Source organism: Microcoleus sp. B3-D7 (assembly GCF_036705305.1).
Lineage (GTDB): Bacteria > Cyanobacteriota > Cyanobacteriia > Cyanobacteriales > Microcoleaceae > Microcoleus.
The window spans coordinates 177,069-202,192 of sequence record NZ_JAUBUE010000003.1 but is presented as its reverse complement, the minus strand read 5'-3'; the positions used below and the strand labels follow the sequence as shown (position 1 = coordinate 202,192).

At 44.6% G+C, this 25,124-nt stretch carries 23 protein-coding genes and 2 pseudogenes; 14 read left to right on the top strand and 11 right to left on the bottom strand.

Annotation, left to right across the window (positions count from 1 at the left end; translation table 11 throughout):
* Positions 1 to 284 precede the first annotated feature (284 nt).
* The 9 genes from QUB25_RS04005 (at position 285) to QUB25_RS03965 (ending at position 7,510) form a co-directional block, all read left to right on the top strand.
* A complete protein-coding gene (locus tag QUB25_RS04005) occupies positions 285 to 1,115 on the top strand; it encodes a prepilin peptidase (protein ID WP_333035755.1) in 831 nt (276 codons plus the stop codon).
* Positions 1,116 to 1,176: 61 nt separating this feature from the next.
* Complete coding sequence (locus QUB25_RS04000) at positions 1,177 to 1,398, top strand: hypothetical protein (RefSeq protein ID WP_333035572.1); 222 nt, start codon at positions 1,177 to 1,179, stop codon at positions 1,396 to 1,398.
* A gap of 129 nt (positions 1,399 to 1,527) precedes the next feature.
* A complete protein-coding gene (gene accD, locus QUB25_RS03995; protein ID WP_333035573.1) occupies positions 1,528 to 2,478 on the top strand; it encodes an acetyl-CoA carboxylase, carboxyltransferase subunit beta in 951 nt (316 codons plus the stop codon).
* A 379-nt stretch (positions 2,479 to 2,857) separates the two neighbouring features.
* Entirely contained in the window at positions 2,858 to 3,049 is a 192-nt protein-coding gene (locus QUB25_RS03990; protein WP_333035575.1) for a translation initiation factor IF-2, read from the top strand.
* Positions 3,050 to 3,194: 145 nt separating this feature from the next.
* Complete coding sequence (gene psbV, locus QUB25_RS03985; protein ID WP_333035576.1) at positions 3,195 to 3,683, top strand: photosystem II cytochrome c-550; 489 nt, start codon at positions 3,195 to 3,197, stop codon at positions 3,681 to 3,683.
* Between the two features lie 154 nt (positions 3,684 to 3,837).
* Positions 3,838 to 4,338: a photosystem II cytochrome PsbV2 gene (psbV2, locus tag QUB25_RS03980; RefSeq protein WP_333182083.1), complete on the top strand. Its 501-nt coding sequence runs from the start codon at positions 3,838 to 3,840 to the stop codon at positions 4,336 to 4,338.
* A 125-nt stretch (positions 4,339 to 4,463) separates the two neighbouring features.
* A complete protein-coding gene (petJ, locus tag QUB25_RS03975; RefSeq protein WP_333035581.1) occupies positions 4,464 to 4,802 on the top strand; it encodes a cytochrome c6 PetJ in 339 nt (112 codons plus the stop codon).
* 386 nt (positions 4,803 to 5,188) lie between these two features.
* Positions 5,189 to 6,202, top strand: coding sequence for a CHAD domain-containing protein (locus QUB25_RS03970; protein ID WP_333182082.1), 1,014 nt, complete (start codon positions 5,189 to 5,191; stop codon positions 6,200 to 6,202).
* A 138-nt stretch (positions 6,203 to 6,340) separates the two neighbouring features.
* Complete coding sequence (locus tag QUB25_RS03965) at positions 6,341 to 7,510, top strand: hypothetical protein (RefSeq protein ID WP_333182081.1); 1,170 nt, start codon at positions 6,341 to 6,343, stop codon at positions 7,508 to 7,510.
* Between the two features lie 189 nt (positions 7,511 to 7,699).
* Here the strand turns inward: QUB25_RS03965 and QUB25_RS03960 are convergent, their stop codons facing one another.
* The 4 genes from QUB25_RS03960 to QUB25_RS03945 all read right to left on the bottom strand — a co-directional run bounded on the left by QUB25_RS03960 (position 7,700) and on the right by QUB25_RS03945 (position 11,575).
* On the bottom strand, positions 7,700 to 8,197 hold the full coding sequence (locus QUB25_RS03960; protein WP_333182080.1) for a 2TM domain-containing protein: 498 nt from the start codon (positions 8,195 to 8,197) through the stop codon (positions 7,700 to 7,702).
* A gap of 169 nt (positions 8,198 to 8,366) precedes the next feature.
* Positions 8,367 to 9,203 carry a cyanoexosortase A gene (gene crtA / locus QUB25_RS03955; RefSeq protein ID WP_333182079.1) on the bottom strand — a complete coding sequence of 279 codons (837 nt, stop codon included), beginning with the start codon at positions 9,201 to 9,203 and terminating at the stop codon, positions 8,367 to 8,369.
* Between the two features lie 1,034 nt (positions 9,204 to 10,237).
* Positions 10,238 to 10,924 carry a PEP-CTERM sorting domain-containing protein gene (locus QUB25_RS03950; RefSeq protein ID WP_333182078.1) on the bottom strand — a complete coding sequence of 229 codons (687 nt, stop codon included), beginning with the start codon at positions 10,922 to 10,924 and terminating at the stop codon, positions 10,238 to 10,240.
* 369 nt (positions 10,925 to 11,293) lie between these two features.
* Positions 11,294 to 11,575 carry a hypothetical protein gene (locus QUB25_RS03945; protein WP_333182077.1) on the bottom strand — a complete coding sequence of 94 codons (282 nt, stop codon included), beginning with the start codon at positions 11,573 to 11,575 and terminating at the stop codon, positions 11,294 to 11,296.
* Positions 11,576 to 12,437: 862 nt separating this feature from the next.
* On the opposite strand from QUB25_RS03945, the pseudogene QUB25_RS03940 reads away from it, so the two are divergent.
* A pseudogene (locus QUB25_RS03940) lies at positions 12,438 to 12,671 on the top strand (DUF255 domain-containing protein); the annotation flags it as partial.
* Between the two features lie 380 nt (positions 12,672 to 13,051).
* Here QUB25_RS03940 and QUB25_RS03935 read toward each other — a convergent pair.
* Entirely contained in the window at positions 13,052 to 14,626 is a 1,575-nt protein-coding gene (locus QUB25_RS03935) for an outer membrane protein assembly factor BamB family protein (RefSeq protein ID WP_333182076.1), read from the bottom strand.
* Positions 14,627 to 14,753: 127 nt separating this feature from the next.
* On the opposite strand from QUB25_RS03935, the gene QUB25_RS03930 reads away from it, so the two are divergent.
* Positions 14,754 to 16,841: a thioredoxin domain-containing protein gene (locus tag QUB25_RS03930; RefSeq protein ID WP_333182075.1), complete on the top strand. Its 2,088-nt coding sequence runs from the start codon at positions 14,754 to 14,756 to the stop codon at positions 16,839 to 16,841.
* Between the two features lie 274 nt (positions 16,842 to 17,115).
* Here the strand turns inward: QUB25_RS03930 and QUB25_RS03925 are convergent, their stop codons facing one another.
* From QUB25_RS03925 to QUB25_RS03910, 4 genes are all read right to left on the bottom strand, one after another.
* Positions 17,116 to 18,204 carry an ABC transporter ATP-binding protein gene (locus tag QUB25_RS03925; protein WP_333182162.1) on the bottom strand — a complete coding sequence of 363 codons (1,089 nt, stop codon included), beginning with the start codon at positions 18,202 to 18,204 and terminating at the stop codon, positions 17,116 to 17,118.
* A 221-nt stretch (positions 18,205 to 18,425) separates the two neighbouring features.
* Positions 18,426 to 19,487, bottom strand: coding sequence for a spermidine/putrescine ABC transporter substrate-binding protein (locus QUB25_RS03920; protein WP_333182074.1), 1,062 nt, complete (start codon positions 19,485 to 19,487; stop codon positions 18,426 to 18,428).
* A gap of 51 nt (positions 19,488 to 19,538) precedes the next feature.
* Positions 19,539 to 20,396, bottom strand: coding sequence for an ABC transporter permease (locus tag QUB25_RS03915; RefSeq protein WP_333182073.1), 858 nt, complete (start codon positions 20,394 to 20,396; stop codon positions 19,539 to 19,541).
* 85 nt (positions 20,397 to 20,481) lie between these two features.
* Positions 20,482 to 21,330, bottom strand: a complete 849-nt coding sequence (locus tag QUB25_RS03910; RefSeq protein WP_333182072.1) for an ABC transporter permease — start codon at positions 21,328 to 21,330, stop codon at positions 20,482 to 20,484.
* Positions 21,331 to 21,431: 101 nt separating this feature from the next.
* On the opposite strand from QUB25_RS03910, the gene QUB25_RS03905 reads away from it, so the two are divergent.
* Complete coding sequence (locus QUB25_RS03905) at positions 21,432 to 22,943, top strand: FAD-dependent oxidoreductase (protein ID WP_333182071.1); 1,512 nt, start codon at positions 21,432 to 21,434, stop codon at positions 22,941 to 22,943.
* Positions 22,944 to 23,174: 231 nt separating this feature from the next.
* Here QUB25_RS03905 and QUB25_RS03900 read toward each other — a convergent pair whose 3' ends face one another.
* Positions 23,175 to 23,588, bottom strand: coding sequence for a peptide chain release factor 1 (locus QUB25_RS03900; protein ID WP_333035606.1), 414 nt, complete (start codon positions 23,586 to 23,588; stop codon positions 23,175 to 23,177).
* 165 nt (positions 23,589 to 23,753) lie between these two features.
* Here QUB25_RS03900 and QUB25_RS03895 point away from each other — a divergent pair, with 165 nt between their 5' ends.
* A complete protein-coding gene (locus QUB25_RS03895) occupies positions 23,754 to 23,960 on the top strand; it encodes a hypothetical protein (protein WP_333035607.1) in 207 nt (68 codons plus the stop codon).
* Positions 23,961 to 24,199: 239 nt separating this feature from the next.
* Complete coding sequence (locus tag QUB25_RS03890; protein ID WP_333059341.1) at positions 24,200 to 24,622, top strand: DUF6335 family protein; 423 nt, start codon at positions 24,200 to 24,202, stop codon at positions 24,620 to 24,622.
* 91 nt (positions 24,623 to 24,713) lie between these two features.
* Here QUB25_RS03890 and QUB25_RS03885 read toward each other — a convergent pair.
* Positions 24,714 to 24,833: pseudogene (locus QUB25_RS03885) on the bottom strand (winged helix-turn-helix domain-containing protein); the annotation flags it as partial.
* Positions 24,834 to 25,124 lie beyond the last annotated feature (291 nt).

The following is a 25,124-nucleotide window of genomic DNA, read 5'->3' as shown; positions in this document are numbered from 1 at the left end:
ATGAAAACTTGCATTTTTGACTATTAATACCTTTTATGATGGGTAATTGACCGTACAGGCTCTAACAACTGACAACTCAGGGCTGTTTCATTCTCAGGAAAACCCACGTTTTGACTCTTGTCGTGCGAAGAATGCCGACCAGACCCATCCAGGATCTTTTAGGCATTTGGTGGGATTGGGGCAGCCACTCTTTGCTGCCCCTACAAGAGAATGAAACAGCGCTGCTGACAACTGACAACTGATACATAACCCCAGTCAAAAGTGAACAGTCAACAGTCAACTTAATGGAAATAATCTTTAATTGCCTTGTCACGGCGATCGTCTTTATTGTCGGATCGGCTATTGGCAGCTTTCTAAATGTGGTAGTCTATCGGTTGCCTGCGGGTTTGTCGGTGATCCACCCTCCTTCTCGCTGTCCCAAATGTTTAAATCAACTCAGAAATTACGAAAATATACCCGTTTTCGGTTGGCTATGGCTGCGGGGACGCTGCAATCACTGCCACAGTGGGATTTCTGTCCGTTATCCACTGGTGGAAGCAGCTACGGGTTTGCTATTTTTGCTAATCTTTTGGCGGTTTGGCGTAACAGTGCAAACTCTTGGTTTTTGGGCTTTGTTTAGCTGGCTGTTGGCTTTGTCTTTGATTGATTGCGATACAATGACTTTGCCTAATTCTTTAACTCGATCGGGTTTGGTGCTCGGATTGGTTTTCCAGGTGGCGAAAGGTTGGTGGCCGACATTTAGTTTGATCGACTCGATACACTATCTGGTACTCGATGGGATCGCGGGAGCAGTTGTCGGGTTGTGGCTGTTTGACGCGATCGGACTTGCCGGGACGATCGGGCTGGGGCAGAATGCTATGGGCGCCGGAGATACAAAATTGGCCGCCTTGATGGGAGCTTGGCTGGGTTGGAAATACTTGCTGCTAGCGGGATTTATCGCCTGTGTCGCCGGGGCTTTTGTCGGTGGCGGGGCGATCGCTATCGGGTTACTCGATCGGCGTCAACCCATGCCTTTCGGCCCGTTTCTGGCTCTCGGTACAGCAATTACTGCTCTGTGGGGCGAAGCGATCTTATCTAGTTACTGGCAGTTGTTTTTCCCGAATTTTAGTTTCTGATGTGCCCGTAGTCAGGCGCGATCGAACATAACATTGTCTCAAAAATTGGTAAAATTGTTCCGTGTCTTGGATTACACTTACAACTACTAGCTTTCGTTGGGAAGCGGAATTAATGCAGCAGCTCCTAGCTGCTCATGAAATCCCGGCCCGGATTGTAGACTTGGGCATAGCATCTTATTTCGGGGCTGGAAGTGCTACAGCCCTGCAAGTTCTTCCAGAACACCAGCGAACAGCATCGCTCCTCATCAGTCCAGTTGAAGATGAGCCAGAATCTGGTGATTAGTCATTAGTCATTAGTCATTAGTCACTGAACAACTAGCAATTGACAACTAGCAACTAACAACTAACAATTACTAATTACCAATTACCAATTCCCAATTACCAATTACCAATTACCAATTACCAAGTTTTAATGTCTCTATTTGATTGGTTTGCAAATCGACGAAAATCAGTACCCAACTCCCAAGAACGGCCGGAACGAGAAATTGCGGACGGACTTTGGAATAAATGCGAAGCTTGCGATGCCCTGAGTTATACCAAAGACCTGCGAGCAAATCAAATGGTTTGCTTGGAATGCGGGCATCATATCAGAGTTTACAGTGACGATCGCATCGAGCAGTTGATCGATCCCAATACCTGGGTGCCCCTTAACGAAGGACTGCACGCCACCGATCCCCTGAAATTTCGCGATCGAAAAAAATATAGCGATCGACTCCGAGAATTTCAAGAAAAAACAGGCCACCTAGACGCCGTAGAAACAGGCATCGGCAAACTAGAAAATTTGCCAGTCGCCCTCGGAGTCATGGAATTTCAGTTCATCGGCGGCAGCATGGGATCAGTTGTCGGAGAAAAGCTGACTCGCCTCATCGAACACGCCACGCGGGAACGCTTGTCCGTGATCATTGTCTGCGCTTCCGGTGGTGCAAGAATGCAAGAAGGAATGCTCAGCTTGATGCAAATGGCTAAAATTTCCGGGGCTCTGGAACGCCACCGGGAAGCGAGACTGCTTTACATCCCGATTTTGACCCACCCGACCACCGGCGGCGTCACCGCCAGTTTTGCCATGCTGGGAGACATTATAATTGCAGAGCCAAAAGCTACTGTGGCCTTTACGGGCGGCCGGGTAATCGAGCAAACTCTGCGGGAAAAGCTGCCGGAAAATTATCAAACTTCCGAATACTCCTTCGCCCACGGTTTTGTAGACTTGATTGTACCCCGGACTCAATTAAAGAAAACTCTCGGTCAGCTCATCAGCCTCCACCAGCCCCAGCCTTTCTTGGCAGACTCGGAATTCCCCGCCCTCGAAGCCAGCGATAACCACGCTTTGCCCCCGCAGACTCACGCTTTCAAACTTTCTCCCTAAGCTGCTGCGCCGGAGGATTGTCTGTTGGTGAGTGCGGGGCACAGAGGAAATTGCTGAGGAATTGCGAAAAACCTGGCTTATACCAAAAATATTGAGTTTGTTAACGAGACGTTCACGCAGACACGGGGTTTTTAACCCCGCCCGCGCAAGTCCTATTGGTAATAACGACGCAGCAGTGGGATGATATTGATCGGAAGTTGATTGGCCCTGAAGTTAGGCTGGGCAAAAATGCCTAGTCGCAGTTAGCGGTTAGTTAGCTTGCGATCGAACAACATCTCAGAACAAACTAACAGAACAAGCTAACAGCGCTTTCTAAAATTGTCCGGCTTTCAGTTAATAGCCGTCAACTCAATTTTGACCTGTCAGCGACCTAAAAATTATGGGTTTTGCAGACCTGTCCATCGCAGAAATAGCAGAGGACTTCAACGTCCCTGTTGAAGATGTGATCCGCTTGTGCGATGAGTTGGAAATTGCCTACAAGCACCCTCAAACCCGTTTGGCTTTGGAGGATGTTAAGGCAATTATGTCCACTCTCGAAAAAAGGCGCGACTCAAAACTTCGTGCAGATTAGATCGCAAAATTCCTCTACCTTTAAAGGTATGGCTGCACCAACTTTCGCCAGTTGTTGCAGAAAGAGGGAATTTTGAACACAAATCTGTTTGCCAGCTATACTCTCTTAGCGTTCAATAATTTGCCGGATTTTTTTAAGGAGAACCATGCTTAAAAGATATTTCATTGCTCTGACCGCTGTATTCTTGAGCTTTCAGTTATTTGTCAGCAGTGCGATGGCTGTCGAACTGAGTCCTGAACTTCGCACTGTGACTTTGAATGACAAGGGTGCTCCAGTGGTGCTGAGCCTCAAACAAGTTCAGCAAGGCAAACGCCTATTCAATTCGGCTTGCGCTCAATGTCACGCTGCGGGGATGACCAAAACTGACCCGAACGTGAATTTGAGCCCGGAAACTCTGGCTTTGGCTAACCCGCCCCGGAATAATATTGAGTCGCTGGTGGACTTTATGAAAAATCCCACCACTTATGACGGGTTTGAGGAAATTTCGGAACTGCATCCGAGCATGAAGAGTGCGGATATTTTCGCTGAGATGAGAAATCTCTCGGATGACGATTTGTACGCGATTGCCGGTCACATTCTGTTGCAGCCGAAAATTGTCTCCAAGCAGTGGGCTGGTGGCAAAGGCGCTCGCTAATCGATTTTAGATTTTAGATTTTAGATTTTGGATGTTGGATTGGGAGAGGGCTGAAGTTCGGCAAGAATTGCTGGCTGGTCGTTTTTCGCTCTAACATCTGAAATCTAAAATTTACCTCCGGCTCATTGATTCTCGCAAAAGGTTGTAGTCCCTCATGCTGCGTCGTGGTGCTTTTGTCTGCTTTCTGTTGGGGATGTTAATTATTTTGCCGATCGTGCTGTTGCCTCCTCAACCTGTTTTGGCTGCTGCCGATTCTTACGTGAATAGGTATTTACAAGCCAGCGAACCTGTGGCTCTGGAGTTGGACTCTGAGGGACATACTCGCTTGTTTTCGGCTCAGGATTTGTCTGCGGGCAAGGTATTGTTCGAGCAAAATTGCCTTAATTGTCACGTCGGAGGAGCTAATTTGCCCGATCCGACGATATCTCTGTCTTTGGCTGACCTTAAAGGGGCAACGCCTCCCCGCAACAACATCAATAGTCTGGTGGGGTATCTGAGAGAACCGATGACTTATGACGGTACTGAGGAGACTTTTTGGTGCCGCCAAGTGCCGGAAAGCTGGATGCCACAGGCTGAGATTGAAAATTTAGCGGCTTTTGTGATCCGGGCTGCTCAGAAAGCTCCGGGCTGGGGCGTGGAGAATTTTGAGAGTTGAACTGCCACTGCCAAAAAGTGGTAAATTACTCGAAAGAAGGCGATACGACTGCGCGATCGCGCCTGTTTTAACAGGTAAAATATCTAAAGAATCACCATTTGCGTGTCCATTAGAGGAGAACTGCGTTGAAAAGACTCTTATCGATCGCCCTATTAGCGTTCGCAATTTTTACCGTCGGCTTTGGTCGCCCTGCTTTGGCAGGTGATGCGGTTAAAGGAGCTAAAATCTTTAGCTCGAACTGTGCTGCTTGTCACATCGGTGGCGGCAACGTGGTTATGGCCATGAAAACCTTGAAAAAGGAAGCTCTTGAGAAGTACGGTATGAATTCTCTGGAAGCTATTACCACTCAGGTAACTAAGGGCAAAAATGCTATGCCTGCTTTCGGCGCCAAGTTGAAGCCCGAACAAATCGAGGATGTAGCAACCTACGTGCTCGAGCAATCTGAGAAAGACTGGAAAGGCTAAACTGCCTCTTTGAAGTCGGGCAGCCTGGGCGGGTTTGATTTAATTTAAAACTTGTCCTCCCGATCGCACCCTCTCTCACCCTTTGGCGAATAAATATCGGTTTGCAGCGATCTTAACCTATTTGGGAAAGCGCGCTAGAAATCCAATTTTTATTAGCTCAAGGGCGAGGGAGGGTAATTCTATTTTAGATTTTAGATTTTAGATTTTAGATTGAAAATTTTAGATTACTAAATGCTGATTAAGTAGAAATTGTCAAGCACTTTATATTAAGATTTATTCGGGTTGCGCTTCCTAAATTAAAAGTGTGTGCTAGGATATAACCCCTTATTAACAAAGCTTTGAAATCGAGATTAAAGTCGATCTGCAAAGTGGAATCTACACCTGCCATGAACGTAAAAACATCAGCAAAAGTTAAAACTCAAGTTAAAACTCTCGGAGACGCTGCATCTGGAGCGATTGATAAATATTTCCGCAAAAGTGTAGCACACGAGGCTGAAGTTATCAAAGACAAAGACGCGGAAGAACTTCATCAAATGCGCGTGGGATTAAGACGTTTGCGATCGGCTGTGACTGGTTTTGCTCCGGTTTTAGATTGGCCAAAAGAGGGTTCTGAACGTAAAATTGGTAAGGTGGGGCGGATTCTGGGAACGCTCAGGGATTTGGATGTGATGCTCGAAAGTCTCCAAAACCGCTATTACCCGAATTTGCCGGCTGACGAACAGGAAGTTTTGGATAAGGCTTTGTTGAATTTGCTCAAACAGCGCCAGCGGGCTTTGAAAGGGGTGAGGGCGATTTTAGAGCACAAAAGCTACGAATCGCTGAAGCAGTCGATCGAGGATTGGCTGGAAAAACCGAAGTTTCAGGCGATCGAACATTTGCCAATTGCTGAGGTTTTGCCAGATTTACTGTTACCTCAAGTCAGCGAGTTTTTCCTACATCCGGCTTGGCTGTTGGGTACAGAATATGAAGATGGCAAAGTTAAAGTTGTTGATGATTTAAATGCTGAGGCTGTCGAAGAGAAGTTAGCAGCCGAGGGAACTATTCTGCACGATTTGCGGAAGCAAGCGAAGCGGGTTCGCTATTTGATGAATCTGTTTGGGGATTTTTACAGCGAGACTTACGAAGTTTATGTCGAAGATGTGAAAGCTATTCAGGAATGTTTGGGCGATATTCAAGACAGTGAAGTTTTAGGCGAGTTTCTGACAGATTTTGTCGATCGCGATCTGAAAAAAGAGTTGCCCAAGTTGGCGGGTTTGTTGGCCGAAAATCGCTACGCAGCTTGGCAAAAATGGCAGGTTTTGCAACGCAGGTATTTGAATTCGGAAATGCGGCAAGGTTTGCGATCTGCTTTAATTCATCCTGTGGTTGAAGATGCGGCTAAGCAAGATTCGCCGCAGTAATTTTAGTGGGTTTGCAGTTAAACTTGGGCGCACTTTGGGTGCAACTGCAAGCAACACAGAAGTAGCTCGTTCTAATTAAACGTAAGACGCTCTATACTAGCGGTACCCTACCCCCTGCTCTTAAAATTTTGATTGCCTATGTTAAAATTCAGTGGCGGCGGGGAGAGTCCCCCGCCTGTCAATATTTGGGTTGAAAGTAAACAAAAATTTACTCTGAAGAAAAAAATGAGTGACCAACTGAACAAACCTCTGGAAATATGGATCAAGGAAGATTTACTACTTCCTGGGGTACGCCCAGCCCCACTGCTAATGCACCTCAGCCCGCCGGACACTAATCCACAGTTACAGTTTTGGAATTTGCTCAGGGATAAATTACCGGAGGTAGTCAAGATTCACCGATTTACAGACTTGGCAGATGCAGGCAAGATTGTGGTAACTCCACATTTTATTTCAAGTTATTATGGCCTTCATAAGGAAGCTGAATTAAATAAATTCCGGCGCCAAGTATTAGGATCAAAAAGGACGCTCGTCACCTTTGCAAACTGTTTGGAGTGTCAGGCTTATCCAGGAGAAATCTTGTTTGCCTCGGCAACTTACCGTGATAAAAAAGAAAAATCCATACCCACACCCCCATGGATTTATGACCTGGGAGAGAAGGTAAATATGCCAAAACCATCAATACCTACTGTCGGTTTTGTGGGAAATGTTGAATATCCATCCCGACTAAATACGTTGATATTACGTTATATTAAATTTTCGGATTCTATGGTTAACTGGATGGCATGCAACCTTTTTGTTAATCGTAATTTGAATTTGGGAATGCGAAGGTTGATTGCACGATTAGTCCGAAAAAAAATAATTAAAGAAGTGCGAAAAGCGAAAAATCTACAAATATCTGTGATTGAAAGAAAGGGAGATTTTTTTAGTCTCCCAGTGGAAGAAAGAAACCGCCAAAGAGCCGAGTATATCGAAAATATCGAGAATAATGCTTATATCTTGGCGATGAGGGGAGACGATAATGGCTGTTACCATCTCGGGGAGGTGATGTCAGCAGGGAGAATTCCGGTTTTCATTGATACCAATAAATCGTTACCGGAGTTGAGAGGTATGAAATGGGAAGATTTTTGCGTGATCGTTCCTTTTTCGGAAGTGCATCGGATTGGAGATTATGTCCAAGCTTTTCACGATAAACTTTCGGATGACGATTTTGCTGAGGCCTGCCGGAAATCTCGCGCTGCTTTTGATCAGCTACTCCCTCACAATTTTGTTCTCAGTAGTTTGGAAATAATTGCCAAAAGTACGAACTAATGATGTATGAAAATGGCGGGAGAAGGGCAGCTAAGAATGTCGGAGCTAACTTAAATATCGGATAAAATTACAGCAGTTATTAATCATTTGCCCCAGTTTTTTCCGGCATAATAGTTATCTTTTGCTATTTGTTTGTATGGGCGATAGTTGATTTGAAGAAAAAGCGATCGCTTTTTTCTTAAGAGAAAATCACGACTGCAACCACTTCCTAAACTTATTCGTCGCAGTACCAATAGACTCTCCGACTTGTTTCTTCAACCGCCACCGCTGAAACGCTTTTTCGTAATCTTCTCCTTCAGTTTGATAAACATTCCAAGCATTTAGCGACAATCCCAATCCCCACGTTAGTAAAATGAACAGTGACCAAGAAAGCTCGTGCGCTCCTGCTAGATTAAACAAAACTAAAAAAGTATTGATAATGCCGTACTTTGTTACATTTTTCTGCAATTTACGACGACGGAAAGTGTTAAAAACCAGCTTTTCTTGAAATTCTCCTCTAGTTGCTAACCATTGCTGTTCCGCCGCTACAATATCCTGTTCGGAAATGCCCAATTCCGCTGCAATCTCGAAAAGCTGCACTCTGGATAATTCCCCCTCATCCTGTCGCCGCGCGATCGCAAGCTGTAAAATACCTTGAGCATCCTCTGAACCGTAAATTTGATTTATTTGACTTTCAGTTGTCGCCATAACAGGTTTCCTATAATTTCTGACATCCTTTCTATGATAGATATAGACGCCGTTAAACGACAGGTAGTGACATTGGCGGATTTCAACACCCAGACATTTGAGTGAGCGAGACTCCTGACTATGGGAGGGGAAATCGAAGAACCCATATATTTCCTCAAAGTGCAACTAATTAATTTCCCGAACTTTGACTAAGTTTGCTATCTCGTTTCAACATAAATTGATAAAAGAGCCCAAACAACACCACCGCAAGCATTCCCACTACTAAAGAACCTTCACCCTCATGCCAATATTTAAACAAATCTAGGCGATGAGATGCAACTAACAATGCCATTCCCGCCACTCGAAAAACATTAATAATAAAACCACAAATGACAGCGACACCTATTACCAAAGCCTTATTTTGTTTAGTAGGAAACATCAACAAACAAACTACAGCTAAACCTAATAAATAATTCATTGCCTCTATACCCGAACAACCCCCATTTACCAACACCCTTCCTGTCGGTAAAGCAACATAATTACCGTCACGTGTTACATCAAAACCGACATACCACAAAGAATAATAAGCAAATTTAGCAGTAAGCGAGGTAACAAAATCCACTAAAGGTAACGTAAGGACACTGGGGGTGCCATGAAAAAATAGTATTACCAATTCACGCCAATATAGTTTTAAGTTCTGAAAACCTACCGCAATTAGGCTCAAACCTAAACCCGACAAAAAAGGTGCAAGTCTTAAAAAAGGATCGAATTTACTGGAAACCCCAGCACTTTTAAATAAAATAAAAGCTATTAATAGCGTCCCTGCTACTGTCGATAATAAGTCACTTTTTATCTCACTCTGTTTGAGAAAATGGTGGTTGTCCCAAAGCAGGGAACCCACAGCGAACCAAAAAACTATACTCATCCAAAAATGAGCAACATCCCCCAGTTTCCACAGGAGTGTCATATTCAGAGTTACTAAAGCTGTGGCGATAATGATGAGCCAAAAAAGTTTTCTCTTGAACATTTTAGATATTAGTTATTAGTTGATTGAGGAGAGCCATACTGGGGACAGTTTTTGATTGCAAACCCTAGAATAAGGGTTTCCCGGCGATTCGGCAATCGAAGTACCAACGGAAAATCCAGGGTTTCAGACTAGGAACTAAAAACAGTCCAGACTCTTGTTAGATCATATCATAAAAATAGTAGGGGAGGTGGACAACTCAGTAGATTGAACCCCTCCTACGGAAAGGACTAGGGGGATTTTAAAAGCCGTAAATCTGGGAGATGATGTTAGTAGACACTCTGGAATTTGATGGATGGTGAGACTCAGAGGCAACGCATAGCTCAGCATTAGGACACCTATTGAAAAGACTGCTACTGGAAATGATTGGTTGGATGCCTAGCGCTTACTTACTTGGCCCCTGTAAGCAAATACTAAAAAGGGAGTGAATCAACAAAAATTAAAAATAAGTAGCCTCATTGAGGGTTGGATTTCTTGAGACTAGACGCAATTAGCACCGCGCATGGTGTGACACTGAGGTTTGAGTAAATACGGCTGAGCGAGTTAGAGTTCGAGCCATGCTCAAGGGTGATTCTCTGCTTTTCAAGAATGTCAGTGTCTTTATAGCAATCCTAAATCATTTGTGAATTTCTTCCTCAGAGCGGGTTCGGGGTGGGTTGGGGTGCGGTAAAAAATTTACGACTTTTGCAAGGATTGGTATATATCGGAAATGCTTCAGAAATAGCCTTACGGTAGTTCTTAAATGCGCTGTCTAGAGGGATTTGACTGAGATGGGGAGCATCTCACTTTTGCAGCCAAGCTAGAAATGGGAGCCAGGAGCTAGGAGAAAAGAGGAAGAAGGAAGGAGCCAGAATAAGTGTTTTTACAACAAATATGAGATGCTCCCTTGAGATAGGCTTTCAAGTCAGGGGTTTTCACGGTGGCGCGCTATCAGATACTAAGAAACCTGGTTTCTTGGTGAAACCAGGTTTTTAGCTCGAACATAAAATAATCAGTTTGGCATCAAGCCCGAATCGAAAACCAGTTCAAATGATCGCCTATTCAGCTTTTTGAGCCTGAGCGCGTTGCTTTTTGAACATAGCACCAAAACCAACAGCGGCTCCAGCAGCAAGCATTGTTAAAGGTTCAGGAGTAGCTTCAGTGTTGCTAGTGCTGCTGACGAAAGAATCGCTAGTGGACTGACCAGGAAGAGGAGGAAGACCCTGGACGTGCAACCCTAGTCTCAAAGTACCAGCAGTCAACGCGGAAACTACCTTATCATAATTTCCAGTAAAACTCACCCCCAACATCTCACCCGTGTCGACACCGCCTTGACCACCGCTTTTCGTAGCTGAAAAATCAGTAGACCAAGCGTCCTGAAGGTGGGTACTTTGTGACATATTCTTAGCTCCATCATTTTTAAAAAGCACTCCTGCGCTATTACCAACATTAACGCCAAAGTTGGTCAATAAATTGGTATTAGAACCTGTGTCAAAGTAAACTGAACCAATAAATATGCTGGCTACTGATGTGTTATTTGCAATCTTGAAAAGAACGTTATTTGCTCCACCATCTGTGACATCAAAGCTAAACTTGCTAGCATAAGCATCTCCACTCGTAGCCCCACCAGTGATATTACTAAAGCCAAAGCCGATGGCGGAGGCAGGTGCTGCGGAGACTGCACTAACAGCGGCGACACCGGCAACAGCTAAAATAGATTTGACTAAGTTTAATTGGAATTTCATGGTTGACACCGTTATTTTTTTAAGTTGACTGGAAGCAGGTTTTTTCCCTTCACATATTCAATGTAAACCGAAGCACAAGTTAATGCAAGTAGGTTTGATAAAGATTCCATGAAGATTGAGAATACGCTGATTGGATTTAGGCAAAATGCCTAAATTGATGGCTTCTAGCTAGCTCTTTCCTATGGCGTGCATCAAAAAATAGGGGTGCTGCCACCCGGATTTTACTCCTGACTTTTTTCTATTTCAAAAAGCTATAACCCACCTTCCTAACCTGGGTTTTCACACAGCATAATTACTGATCAATGTGTTTAAAAGCTCTGATTTATGCTCTTAAAAAGTGTTTTATCCGTTAATGTACGGTAGAAAAGTTTAAGTGATAGCTTGATTGCTGGGTAAAAATAGGTAATAACCGATGGTGACAGTTGAATCTGCGGAATCTGGACTATAACTCAGGACAAAATCTTGGAGCATATTCGGTGCGTCGATTCTCGCTTTCGGATTCAGCAACCAGCGCCATTTAGACTTATATGTTGCACCATTATCAAGAACCCGCTCTCCGGCCCGTTCCACAAAGAATGAGTTTTCTTGTGGGGAGTAGGGGTTGGGCAGGAGAGGCCGCCCAAAACAGGCTTGTTGATCATGGTGCAACATCTAAGTTTAGAGACCAATGGTTTCGGTGGTCGTTATTATCTGTGACGCCGGAACTTTGGCCCAGTAAAGGGACGACTCGACTTTCTGGGACATAGTTTTCGGAACACCTCTACCGTCAGGGCTGTTTCATTCTCACGGAAACCAGCTTTTTGTACGGGTCGTGCCCAGAATGCCGACCCGACCCATCCAGGATTTGTTAGGCATTTGGTGGGATTGGGGCAGCCACTCTTTGCTGCCCCTACAAGAGAATGAAACTGTCCTGCGTCTACCGTAGAAGGCGCGGTGGTCGTTATCTAAAAATGTTGGGACTAATAATTCTATTTCTGGGTCTGCTTTCGCTAAAAATTGGTTAATATTATTTTTCCGAAAAAGCTCGATTCCAAGATTTAACGGGTGATAAGCAAGTAGAAATACTTGACACAGTAAGGGTTTGAGTAGCTTGTCATCAAAAAAATGTGTGTGTGCGATCGCTAATTTTTAGACTTTTTTCAGGGTCTAATCACGATCGTTCGCGTTCGCTACCATCAAAATTGTCAATAAACTTGTGATAATTACTACTCTCTTGAGGGATCTTCAAGAGCCTAAACCCTCTAAATATCAAGGTTTGAGCGGGTTTCTCACTCGTCAATTTCCAGATTCAGTTTGGCACTGTTTGAGGACAGCAGGAGGAACCGTCGCAGTCAGCTAAAATTTTCCCAGCGGTTGATTGAAGGTTCTCCGAGACGCTCAACTAATTTGACATATAAATGATCAGCGATCATCTGAAAACAGGATTATCAGCAACAACTCAGCTAAAACATCTCGCGCTAAACTGCTAGAGAACTGACAAGCTTACCCAGCAAAAGTTCAAGTGGATTTGATTATGGTCAACCGTTTTGCTCAATCCCAAACCTTTTATCTGCCAAAACAGGCCGAAAATCCGATCGACTGGTGGGCCTGGTGCGACGAAGCCTGAGAAAGGGCCTGGAGGGAAAATAAACCGATTTTTCTTTCAATTCGCTACTGTAGCTGCCACTGGTGTAGGGTGATGGAAGGTGAAGCATTTTGCGATCGCGCGATCGTCCAATACATGAATTCGCACTTTATACCGATAAAAAGCGCTTTTCACTGTCCCACCTGTTTCTTCAACAGCCACCGCTGAAACGCTTGTTCGTACTCTTCCCCTTCAGTTCGATCGACATTCCAAGCATTCAGCCACAATCCTAAGCCCCACGTTAGTAAATAAAATCAACAGCGACCAATCAAGCTCGTGCACTGCTGCTATATCAATCCTAAATAAGTCGTAAATTTTTTACCCCATCCCAACTCTCCCCTTAGTAAGGGGAGGGAGTAAGAAATTCACAAATGATGCGAGGATTGCTCTAACAGGTTTCCGATAAGCGCAGTTAAGCTGCAGGTAGTGGGATTGGCGGATTTCAACATCTAGAAAATGAGGATGCGATCGCACTTCCGACAGTCGCCAAGACTGTAGGTAGTTCACCCCAAAGTATACATCCAGCCATCCCTCGCGCAAATCCTCACAATTCCGTCCCAAACTACAGGCGTCGCCTCAAATGACAAACCCGGCTTAAATCTCCCCGATTCTATTACTTTCAAACGGTAAAACTCCCCTTTAGCATTTTTCAAAGCATTCTGATCCCCCGACTTCGCTCGTTCCCAATTCAAATTGAACAAATAAACACCGTTGTATCCCGCACTGATCAGTTTATTGCCATCGGTAAAAATCGGAGTCGAAATTGAAGAACCAATCGCTTTTTTAAATACTATTACCGGAGTATCGTAAGACTGGTTTCGCCAAGGCACAAAAGTTTTTTTACCTGTAATCATATCTTGGGAACCGATGTACAAATTGCCGTCGAGTGCATTTGTGGCAAACAGCGCCGGAAACTCCCCTGAATTGTACTCGTCATTCAACGCCACCGAGCCAATTATCCCGCCTTCCCAGCTAGAAATTCGGCGATTTCCGGTAGGCAAAAACCATTCGACGCTGGCATTCGGTTCTTTATTTGGATTCAGCTTCAGCACTCCGCCGTTGCCCTGAATGTATTGTTTTTCAATGGCACAGAACAGTTTACCTGATTTAGAAATTACAGCACTTCCGTCCAAATCAGAACCTGTATAGAAATCCCAGACAATCTTTTTAGTTGCAATGCTAATACCGTAAATATGACCGGAACCAGCAGCTATAAAAATTCTATCTTTGAGCCTTGATGGCGATGATTCCGCTACCAAGTTGCCGCGGTGCTTGCTGATATCTGCTGCTGCATAAAGCTGTACTTCCGACAAGATATTTGGCTGCTTGATGCCTTGTTTGATTTTTGCATTGCTTGTGGAACTATCGAGAAAATAGCCGATCGCATTTTCCCCCGCATTGAACAAAACTCCACCGCCGATGTCCAAGGCGCTGCTGTCATTATCCCGGCTGTAGCTGGGCGTTTTCCTGATGTCCAATTTCCAGAGTTCCTTGCCAGTTCTAAAAGATATTGCCCTAAAACTCGGCACTACTTTTTTGCCACCCCCGCCACTGCGGCTACCTTGCAAAATCACAATTCTGTTTTCAGCGCTCGCTTTTGCATCGATATAAATCGTTGATGATCCTTTGATCACATCATCAAATTTATAGCGCCAAACTTCTTTATTGGTAGCAATATCTATTTTTCGCAAATTGTGGTCATAAGCACCTATAATTAAATAAGTTTTTTCCCCGTCTCTGGTAATTGTCGGCTGTCCTGTCCAACCGGCACCGCTCCAAACTACAGACCGCCTTCCCAGAAAAGTCCGGCCGCCGCCTAGTTGAAATTTGTCGATTAAATTCAAGCTTTTCGGAACACCTCTGCCGTAAAAGCGGCGCTTGTCATTACCTAAAAATGTTGGGACTAATAATTCTATTTCTGGGTCTGCTTTAGCCAGAAAATTGTTAAGATTAGTTTCTAATAAAGCTTGCTCCGAGGATTCAGTTTGGCTCAGTTTGATAACAGCAGGAGGAACAGCAGCACTCAGCAAAAATTGTCCGAGCTGTTGATTGAAGGTTCTCCGAGATGATAAGCTCATATTAGATCGAGATAATCAGCCTTAATATTAAAACATAATTATCAGCGACAACTCAACTAAAACATCTCGCGCTAAACTGCTAGAGAACTGACAAGCTTACTCAGCACGAGTTAAAGTGGATTTGATTATGGTCAACCGTCTTGCTCAATCCCAAAGCCTTTACCTGCGGAAACACGCCGAAAATCCGATCGACTGGTGGCCTTGGTGCGACGAAGCCCTAGAAACAGCCCGAAGCGAAAATAAACCGATTTTCCTGTCAATTGGCTACTCTAGCTGCCACTGGTGTACGGTGATGGAAGGAGAAGCATTTTCCGATCGCGCGATCGCCCAATACATGAATTCGCATTTTATACCGATAAAAGTCGATCGTGAAGAACGCCCGGATATCGACAGCATTTATATGCAAACCTTGCAAATGATGACCGGTCAAGGCGGTTGGCCGCTCAACGTTTTTCTCACTCCAGACGAGCGAGTTCCCTTCTACGGAGGCACTTATTTCCCCGTAGAACCGCGATATGGACGGCCGGGATTTTTAGAAGTTTTGCAAGCAATTCGCCGCTTTTACGACACAGAAAAAGGCAAAGTAGAAGCCTTCAAAGCAGAGATTTTAGGCAACCTCCAACAGTCGGCAGCGCTGTCAGGAGTAACCGCCGAATTAAATCACGAACTCTTTCAAAAAGGCTTAGAACTCAACACCGAAATTATTGCGGGCAGCAACCCCGGCCCCAGTTTTCCGATGATACCTTATGCAGAGCTAGCTCTGCGGGGAACGCGATTTAATTTTGAATCAAAACACGACAGCAAACAAGTCTGCACTCAGCGCGGATTAGACTTAGCATTGGGCGGCATTTATGACCACGTAGGAGGCGGATTTCACCGCTATACGGTTGATGCGACTTGGACTGTGCCACACTTTGAAAAAATGCTCTATGACAACGGTCAAATTGTTGAGTATTTAGCAAATTTGTGGAGCGCGGGAATACAAGAACCCGCTTTTGAAACTGCGATCGCGGGGACAGTAGAATGGTTGAAGCGAGAAATGACCGCGCCAACAGGCTATTTTTATGCTGCACAGGATGCGGACAGCTTTAACACTTCTGAAGAATTTGAACCGGAAGAAGGAGCGTTTTATGTCTGGAGTTATGCCGAACTGGAACAACTATTAACTGCTGAGGAATTGGCCGACATTAAAGCACAGTTTACTGTTAGCCGCAGCGGCAATTTTGAAGGCAAGAATGTATTACAGCGCCGCCATCCAGGAAAACTGAGCGACACGGTAGAAACGGCTTTGGCTAAACTCTTTGCTGTTCGCTACGGTGGCAATCCCGATAGTGTAAAAACCTTTCCGCCAGCCCGCAACAATCAAGAAGCTAAAAACGACAGTTGGCCGGGTAGAATTCCCGCCGTTACTGACACGAAAATGATTGCTGCTTGGAATAGCTTAATGATTACTGGTTTAGCGCGCGCTGCAGCGGTTTTTGGAAATTGGGAATATCTAGAATTAGCTGTGACAACTGCTAATTTTATTTTAGACAATCAGTGGACGGATGGGCGGTTTCAGCGGTTGAATTATGACGGACACTCTGCTGTAACGGCGCAGTCCGAAGATTATGCTTTGTTTGTGAAAGCTTTGTTGGATTTGCACCAAGCGAGTTTGACTTTAGGCAACGGGGAAGAGGGAAAACAGTTGCCAAATTCTCAGTTTTGGTTGGAGAAAGCTGTGCAGGTGCAAGAAGAGTTTGATGAGTTTTTGTGGAGCGTGGAATTGGGAGGATATTACAATACTGCTAAGGATGCTAGCGGAGATTTGTTGGTGCGGGAACGCAGCTATATAGACAATGCAACTCCGGCGGCGAATGGAATTGCGATCGCCTCTTTGGTTCGTCTCGCACTGTTGGGGCAAAATTTGGAATATCTCGATCGCGTGGAGCAAGGTTTGCAAGCTTTCAGCAGTATTGTGCAAGATGCTCCGCAAGCTTGTCCGAGTCTACTTTCGGCGATCGACTGGTATCAGCATTCTACCCTGATTCGCACGACTCCCGATCAAATTACTGGGTTGATTTCGCAGTATTATCCGACTGCTGTCTGTCAGATTGAGGCTGATTTGCCTGAAGGTGTTATCGGGTTAGTTTGCGAGTGTTTGACTTGCAAGGAACCTGCGAAAAGTCAAGAGCGACTGTTGGAGGAAATTTTGCAAAGTCAAACGCGAGTTTAGCACCAATACTGTCTATATTATTGAACCGCGAAGACGCGAAGGAAGAAGGAGGAAGCAGAAGTAAGAAGTAGATTATCTTCTACCGGGAAGGAATCGCATCTTCAGTCTGCCCCTCAATCTTCCAAAATCTCAACTAAGTCTTCCACTGTCATGTAGCTTGGACTTAACCTTACTGGTTAGAGGGTGCTTGACGACCGTAGCGATAGTTAGACTTCGGACAGTACCTAATCTTACTCTGTCTGCATAATCTCAGTAGCTTCAGCCCGCTTGAGTGTCAAACAATGTAGATACTTTCCGGCGGCACTGCGACTCGAACGCTGTCGCCGACTTGGTGTCGCTGCAAGTCATCTCTGTGCAAGTTTTGTCGGCGAAGGGCGATCGAACTTTTAGCAGTCAACCGCACCGTATAGCGCGTATCAGTGCCAATATAAATAGCCTCTTCTACTATTCCCGGCCAGCTATTTTCATCATCATAATTAGCCGGATAAATACCAGCTTTTTCTGGCCGCAACACCAGGGTGACAACTTTGCCAGCGGGCATATCTTCTGCTGTCGCAACTAACACTGGCAACTGCTGGTCAACCAACACGATTATTTTACCGTTTTGCTTTTCTACTACTCGACCACTTAAAAAATTGCTGTCGCCAATAAAATCAGCAACAAACCGCGTTTTAGGATATTCATAAATATCAACAGGCGTGCCGACTTGTTGCAGTTTTCCTCCATCCATCACTGCAATTCTGTCCGACATCGTTAGCGCTTCTTCCTGATCGTGAGTTACATAAATAAACGTAATTCCCAATTTTCGCTGCATTTTTTTTAATTCTAATTGCATCTCTTTACGCAATTTTAAATCCAGCGCTCCTAGGGGTTCATCCAATAGCAAAACAGACGGCTGTTTGACTAATGCTCTTGCTAATGCTACTCGCTGCTGCTGTCCTCCTGACAGTTGGCGGGGATAGCGTTTTCCTACCTCGGTTAACTGTACTAATGCTAAGGCATCAGCAACGCGATCACGAATTGTTGTCTGAGGCATATTCTCCATTTCCAACCCAAAAGCGGCATTTTGTGCTACTGTCATGTGCGGAAATAAAGCATAGTTTTGAAATACCGTATTCACAGGGCGGTGAAATGGCGGGCGATTTTGCATCGGTTGACCGTGAATGTAAATTTCGCCCGCTGTGGGAATTTCAAAACCGGCAATCATTCGCAAAGTTGTAGTTTTGCCGCAGCCGGAAGGGCCGAGTAAAGAAAAGAATTCTCGATCGTAAATTTGCAGATTAATGTTGTCTACAGCTAAGAAATCTTGACTGCGGACACTTTTAAATACTTTGGAAACTTCTAAAACTTCGACAGCGTGCATTGTGTTAGTATGTATGATTGATAAAAATCTGAGTTCGAGTCCGGTTAAACTGATATCTTGCACCATTTTCAATTACTTGTTTAGGAACGGGCTCTCCGGCCCGTTCCACAAAACTTAATTTTCTCGCTTCACGGGCATCTTGCCCGTTCTTGACCATGGTGCAACTCCAATACAAGCTAAAAATTTAAGTAAACCAGCCCGGGCAGAAACCTGTTTTATATCTACTTTCCAGCCCCTGCTTTAACTTCCGTCCAAGCTCGATCGTACAACGCAGTTGCTTTCCCGACATCCTCCAATAATTTCATTTTGCCAAACACCTCAGCAGGCGGGTAAATTTGAGAATTTTTAAAATCGTTCTGGTCGATTAAACCTTGATCGATTGCTGCTTTGTTGGGCGATCCATAGTGGATAAAATTAGAAACTTTAGCGCCTACTTCTGGCTGCAAAATAAAGTTAATAAATTTCTCCGCTAACTCTTTCTGGGGCGCACCTTTGGGAATTGCCATGTTGTCAGAAAAAATGATTGTTCCTTCTTTGGGAATAGCGTAACGGATATTGGGATTTGCTGTCATCACTTGGAAAATATCACCGCTCCATTCCATTGTCAGATTTACTTCTCCTTGATCCAGCAGATTTTGACCAGTATCCGGGACAAAAGCGGCAATGATATTTTTACTTTTAATCAGCAAATCGCGGGCTTTGTTAATCTCTTCGGGATTGGTTGTATTTGGGTCAAATCCTAAATACATTAAAACTACTGCAAATGTGTATCTGGCATCATCTTGCCACGCAACTTTTCCGGTATATTTCGGGTCGAACATCGCCGCCCAACTGTTGATATCGCCCTTGGTAGTTTTCACGTTGTAGCCAATTCCCATCGTTCCCCACTGGTAGGGCAGGGAATATTTATTTCCCGGGTCAAAAGCTTGATTTATAAACTTAGGTTCTAGGTTCTTTTTGTTGGGAATATTGTTTAAGTTCAGCGGCTCAATTATATTTTCTGCGATCAGGATTTTCACCATGTAATCTGCGGGAAATATTAAGTCGTAACCGGGGTTGCCCTGTTTGAGTTTGGCATAGAGTGCGTCGCTGTTCTCGAAAGTGTCATATTGAATTTTAACATTGTTCTCTTTCTCGAATTGGGCGATCGCTTCTGGGGCGATATAACTTGCATAATTGTAAATGCTGAGCACTTGCTGTTGGTTGCCACCTGTGGGGCTACAGCCGAAAGCCACCGTTGCACTCATCACGAACAAAAGTAGGAAAGTCAGGAGGCGTTTCATAGGTTTTGTTAGTTGCAGACAAAAATAATTATGACACAGAAAGCAATTCTTTTAACTTTTCTGAACTTTTAACGATGATACAACCAACAACAAGGAAGCCAACAACATCAAAGTTGAAATGGCATTAATCGCTGGCGTCACTGAGAATTTTATCAGACCATAAACAAATAAGGGCAGCGTCATCGAACCGACGCCTGTGGTAAAAAAGGTCACGACAAAATCGTCCAGCGACAGAGTAAAAGCCAGCAGTGCCGCGCTGAAAATAGCGGGCCAAATGAGAGGGAGAGTAATGCGCCAAAAAGCCCGCCATTCGTTAGCACCTAAGTCAAAAGCTGCTTGTTCTAATTGAGGATCTAGTTCCGCCAAACGCGCCCTGACAGTAATAGTCACAAAGGAAATATTAAAGACAATGTGACCGATAATTACAGTAGGTAAGCCGAGATTGAGGCGAATTCCAGTGAGATTTTCTACGATCCGAAATACTAGGGTAAAGAAAACTAGCAGCGAAATGCCGATCGTAATTTCGGGCATAATAATCGGCAAAAACAGTAAAGCTTCTACTGCTTTGCGCCCCGGAAAATGAAAGCGTTCCAGTGCTAGGGCGAGCATTGTACCAAAAACGGTTGCTAGCACAGTCGAAATAGCTGCAATTAGCAAGCTGTTGTTGAGTGCTGTCCAGATTCCGGCGCTGCTACTCGTAGCAATCGTCGCGCCTGCATTGCTAAACAAACTGCGATACCAATCGAGGGTAAAGCCGCGCCAAACGGCATTGAATCTGGAGGCGTTAAAGGAGTAAATAATTAAGATGAGAATTGGCAAATAAAGAAAGGCAAATGCTAGTGCAGCTTGTACCCAAAGCCACTTTTTGCCGATCGCCCGCACGAGTAAATCTAGTTTTGTTTTAGTCATTAGTCAGTAGCATTAGTCAGTAGTCATTAGTCATTAGCGCCTCTTAACCTAAACGCAGGCTGCAACGATTTGTGTATACCTTACCTTATTGAGTTTCATCAGACACGCGGAAGTAAATTAAAACCGGAATCAATATGATTACAGTCAACAGCATAGAAAGCGCCGACCCAAAAGGCCAGTCGCGGGCTTTCATAAACTGATTTTGAATCAAATTTCCCACCATAACTGTTTTAGAACCGCCCAATATATCCGGTGTGATGAAAGCGCCTACGGCTGGAACAAAAACCAAAATTGAACCTGCAACAATACCGCGAGTTGTCAATGGTAAAAATACGCGCCAAAAAGTGCGAATATCATTTGCTCCTAAATCGTGAGCTGCTTCTACCAGTGAAAAATTGAAGCGTTCTATGCTAGAATATAAAGGCAGAACCATGAAAGGTAAATAGCCGTAAATAAGACCGATCGCCACAGCGAAAGGCGTAAAAAGCAAGTTTAACGGTTCGCTAATAATTTGCAAGCTTTGCAGGGCGGTGTTAACTACTCCTTCGCTACGCAGGAGTATAATCCAGGCGTAGGTTCTCACTAAAAAATTAGTCCAAAATGGAATAATTACCAGTAAAAGCAAAGCATTTCGCCAGCGAGGAGAACGGGTGGCGATGAAGAATGCTAGGGGATAGCCAATTAACAAGCAAGCGGCGGTTGTCAGAAAAGCCAGCCAGAGCGATCGCCCAATTACTCCTAAGAAAAGCCCGCTGAACAAACGCTGGTAGTTGCTGAGAGTAAATATCCAAGTAACGCCCCCGTAAGTACCGCGTTCTAAAAAACTGTACAACAGTACAATTAGCACGGGCAAAATGAAGAAAACCATCAGCCATGCCGTAGCGGGAAATAAGAGCAGCAACAGGTTAGTTTGCTGGCGGTTTTTGACACTCATTATTCACTCAAGCGAAATTTAGGACATAATCCAACACATTTTATATCAAATCCGGATTTTATGAATTATGTCATCATTAATAAATTATCAAGAGGTACGCAATGTCAGCAGAATCGTCAACCCCAAAAATAGTCATCGTCGGTGCAGGATGGGCCGGTTTAGGCGCTACCTATCACCTAGCCCAGCAAGGCTATGATGTCACCCTGCTAGAAGCAGGCCCTTATCCGGGTGGGTTAGTTGCGGGGTGGAAAACCGCCGGCGGCCGTTCCGTAGAAGCAGGTATTCATGGCTTCTGGTATCCCTACAAAAATATCTTTTCCTTAGTCAAGGAATTAGGACTCGATCCCTTCACGCCTTGGACTCGTTCTTGTCAGTATTCACCCGCCGGATTGGAAGTAGAATCGCCGATTTTTCAGGACGAACCGCGCCTTCCCACACCGTTAGGAACCTTTCTTTACACCCGATTTAAAAGGCTGCCATTAGTCGATCGGCTTTCAGCCTTACCCTTACTCTACGCCGTCCTAGATTTCGACAATTCCGACGAAGCTTGGCGCAGGTACGATCGCGTCACAGCCCGCGAACTATTCAAACAGTTTGGCGTTTCTGCAAGACTGTACCGCGATGCTTTTGAACCGATGTTATTAGTAGGTTTATTTGCACCAGGAGAACAATGTTCTGCCGCCGCAGCTTTGGGAATGCTGTATTATTTCATATTAGCACACCAACCTGATTTTGATGTAGTTTGGTGTCGCGGCACTGTCGGAGAAAAAATCTTTCGTCCCTGGGTTGATCGCCTTGAAAAAATCGGCGCAAAAGTATTGACTCAGCGGCGAGTTACTGATTTAATTGTTGACAGCAACAACAGAGCCACAGGCGTTGTTTGCGGCGAAGAAACCTTTGAGGCAGATGCAGTTATTTTTGCAGTTGGCGTCACGGGAATGCAAAAAATTATCAGCAGCAGCCCAGCTTTGCAAAGTCGCCAAGAGTTTCGGGACGCGATGAATTTGGGTGCCGTTGACGTGTTAGCTGTTCGCCTGTGGTTTGACAGAAAAATTGACATTCCCCTGCCTTCTAATGCCTGTTTTGGATTTAGTTCGACTACAGGTTGGACGTTTTTTGATTTGAATGCTTTGCACGACGAATTTCGAGACGAGCCGGGAACAGTTGTCGAAGCTGACTTTTATCACGCAAACCAATTAATTCCCCTAAAAGATGAGGAAATAGTTTCCTTAGTTCAGCGGGATTTAGCGACTTGCATTCCCGCTTTTCGGGAGGCCAAAGTAATTGACAGCAGTGCGATTCGGCTGTCGCGGGCGGTGACGCATTTTGCCCCAGGCACCTATCAATATTTGTTGCCTGCGGTAACAAGTTATGATAATGTATTCATGAGCGGCGATTGGGTTGTGACCCGCCACGGTTCTTGGTCGCAGGAAAAAGCTTATGTTACTGGTTTAGAAGCGGCAAATTTGGTAATTTCGCGTTTCATAATCGGCAACAAAGCGGCAATTATTCCCGTGGAAGCTGACGAACCGCACATTCAAATCGGGAGAAAGATTAATCAGTTTACTCGCAGTTTGACTAAAACATTCATTCCAGATTTTTGGCTGCCATAAGAAGAAGGAAGTTCGGCAACGGATTTAACGGAGGGAAGGAAGAAGGAATAAGGAATTTCTTGCTTGAAGCGGTAAGGTGCGCGGCCCGGCGCACCCTACATATAGACTAATAAGCAATGACCAATGACTAATGATACTATTTTCACAAAAAAATGCAACTGTAGACAAGCTCGAAACCGGAATCTTCATCAGTCATAGCCAATCTAAAATCTAAAATCTAAAATGGCATGACTATCGCCAATAAGGCCGGCCCTTCCAAAAAACTCCCACAGTAACTCCGATTAGTGCAGCTTCCGATAAACTTGCTAATAAAGGAGGGATGGGTAGGAATGACTTTAACACCAAACCCAAGAGCACGCAGAAAACTAAAACCCACAAACTAATTCGGTTGAGCAAAAATTGTTGTTGCCAATACTCTAAAAAGTACACTGCTAAAGCTCCCATTCCCACTGCAGCAGCGAAAGGTATCAATGTCCCGAGGGAGGGGCCGTAAAGAAGCGTCACGACGTTGCGGATTGGTCGCGATTGCGTGAAACCCCAGGCTAAAAATAACTCCAATCCAAGCACGATGCAGTTGACGAGGGCGGCAATTTGCAGCATTTCTCGCCAAGGTAAAAGCTTTAAGCGGCGCAGAAAATTACTCACGATCGGCAGATTAGGTAGGTTGCTTTGATTTTATAACAGTTTTGCCCTGGCGATCGACCTTTGATGACAATTTGTGAAGTAAAATAAAGATATAGAGCAGTCTCTTGACAAATTCCCCCAGAGTACCTGCCTATTAGTTGTTGGAACCGTGAAAGGAAAAAAGTTATGGTGGAGAACACTGTCGATTGTGCTGTAGCTTGCGTCAATGGCTGCGTTCTGGGCGACAAGTGCCCGAAGCGGGAATACGCACAAGCAACGTCCAACTTTATTGAAAATACTTCTCTGGATAAAATGCTAGAAATAGCAGAGGAAGCGGTGAGAAGGAAACGGACGGAACCCCCCAAATGGATAATTCCTGATTTTCCTGAATAGAATTACCCTCCCCATTAAAAAGCGATCGCCCGTTGCAAAAGGGCGATCGCTTTTTGTATTCCCAATGAAATAGCTGAGCCGACTCAATATATTTCCTGGGATAGAAGCTAAAAGCTTAAATAGCAATTATAATACGACTTAATTATAGCCAATGGCAATATAATAAAAACAATTCTGTTAAAGCCAAATTCGGACATCTTTAATTTAATGTAGTTCAAAAACAAACAGGAGCAAGTATCGTGGCACAGCAAAAGAAAAGCAACGAAAAAACTACAACAGAACGCGATAATTTGGGCGAATTGCCTCAAGAAATTACCGAATCTTACGGTACCGGCGTCATCGATCAACCGGGAGCGAGCCAAGACGACATAACAACCCTGCAGGACAGCAGTTCGGAATACTCTTCCACCAGTTCCCAAATCGGCGGCGAGGATGGCGATCCTGCTGCGGAACAAGAAAGTGCCACTGGCGAGCAATCCGTGGGCGGAACAGCGCCTACTCCCGACATGGATATGGTTGACGAACTCGGAGCCGCTGCGGGCATAGAGATGGCCGATGGTGCTATTTTGAACACAACAAATATGCTTGAACATCGAGATGGAAGTCGCTGGGAATTAGACCCGAGTTCTGCGGAAGATTATCAGGAACGGCCGGATTTCTAAGTCTATTTTTTACAAAAAAAATAGGTAGTATAATAGGAGCGGGTTCACCAGTATCCATACTTCATATCCCAAGTATTTGTAAATCCGCCCCTCATCGCTTTTGCTCTCGCAGCACATATCCAACTCCCCGAACAGTATGCAGCAGGCGTTTTGAGTTACTTGCTTCTAATTTAATCCGTAACGCACGAATATACACTTCAATAAGGTTGCACAAGCCAACCCTTGTGACGCCTAGAAAATCGTTAATCGGAAGCTTTATCTCAACTACGACAAGAAAGTACAAGCACAGTGGATGGGCGATATCCCCGGTGACATTGCTTTAGCGAACAAAAATTAGCCTATTATTGTGAATAACAAAGAACTGTTCAGCTAAGCTCAAAGTGATGCAGGTAATTAGTCGCTAAGCGCCCCTGACCTTACCGCCAGCAGTTTTCATTTCCCTGAGAACAAGGTAATTGTAATTGAGAAAGCTGTACCTCACGCAATTGACAACTGCTATATC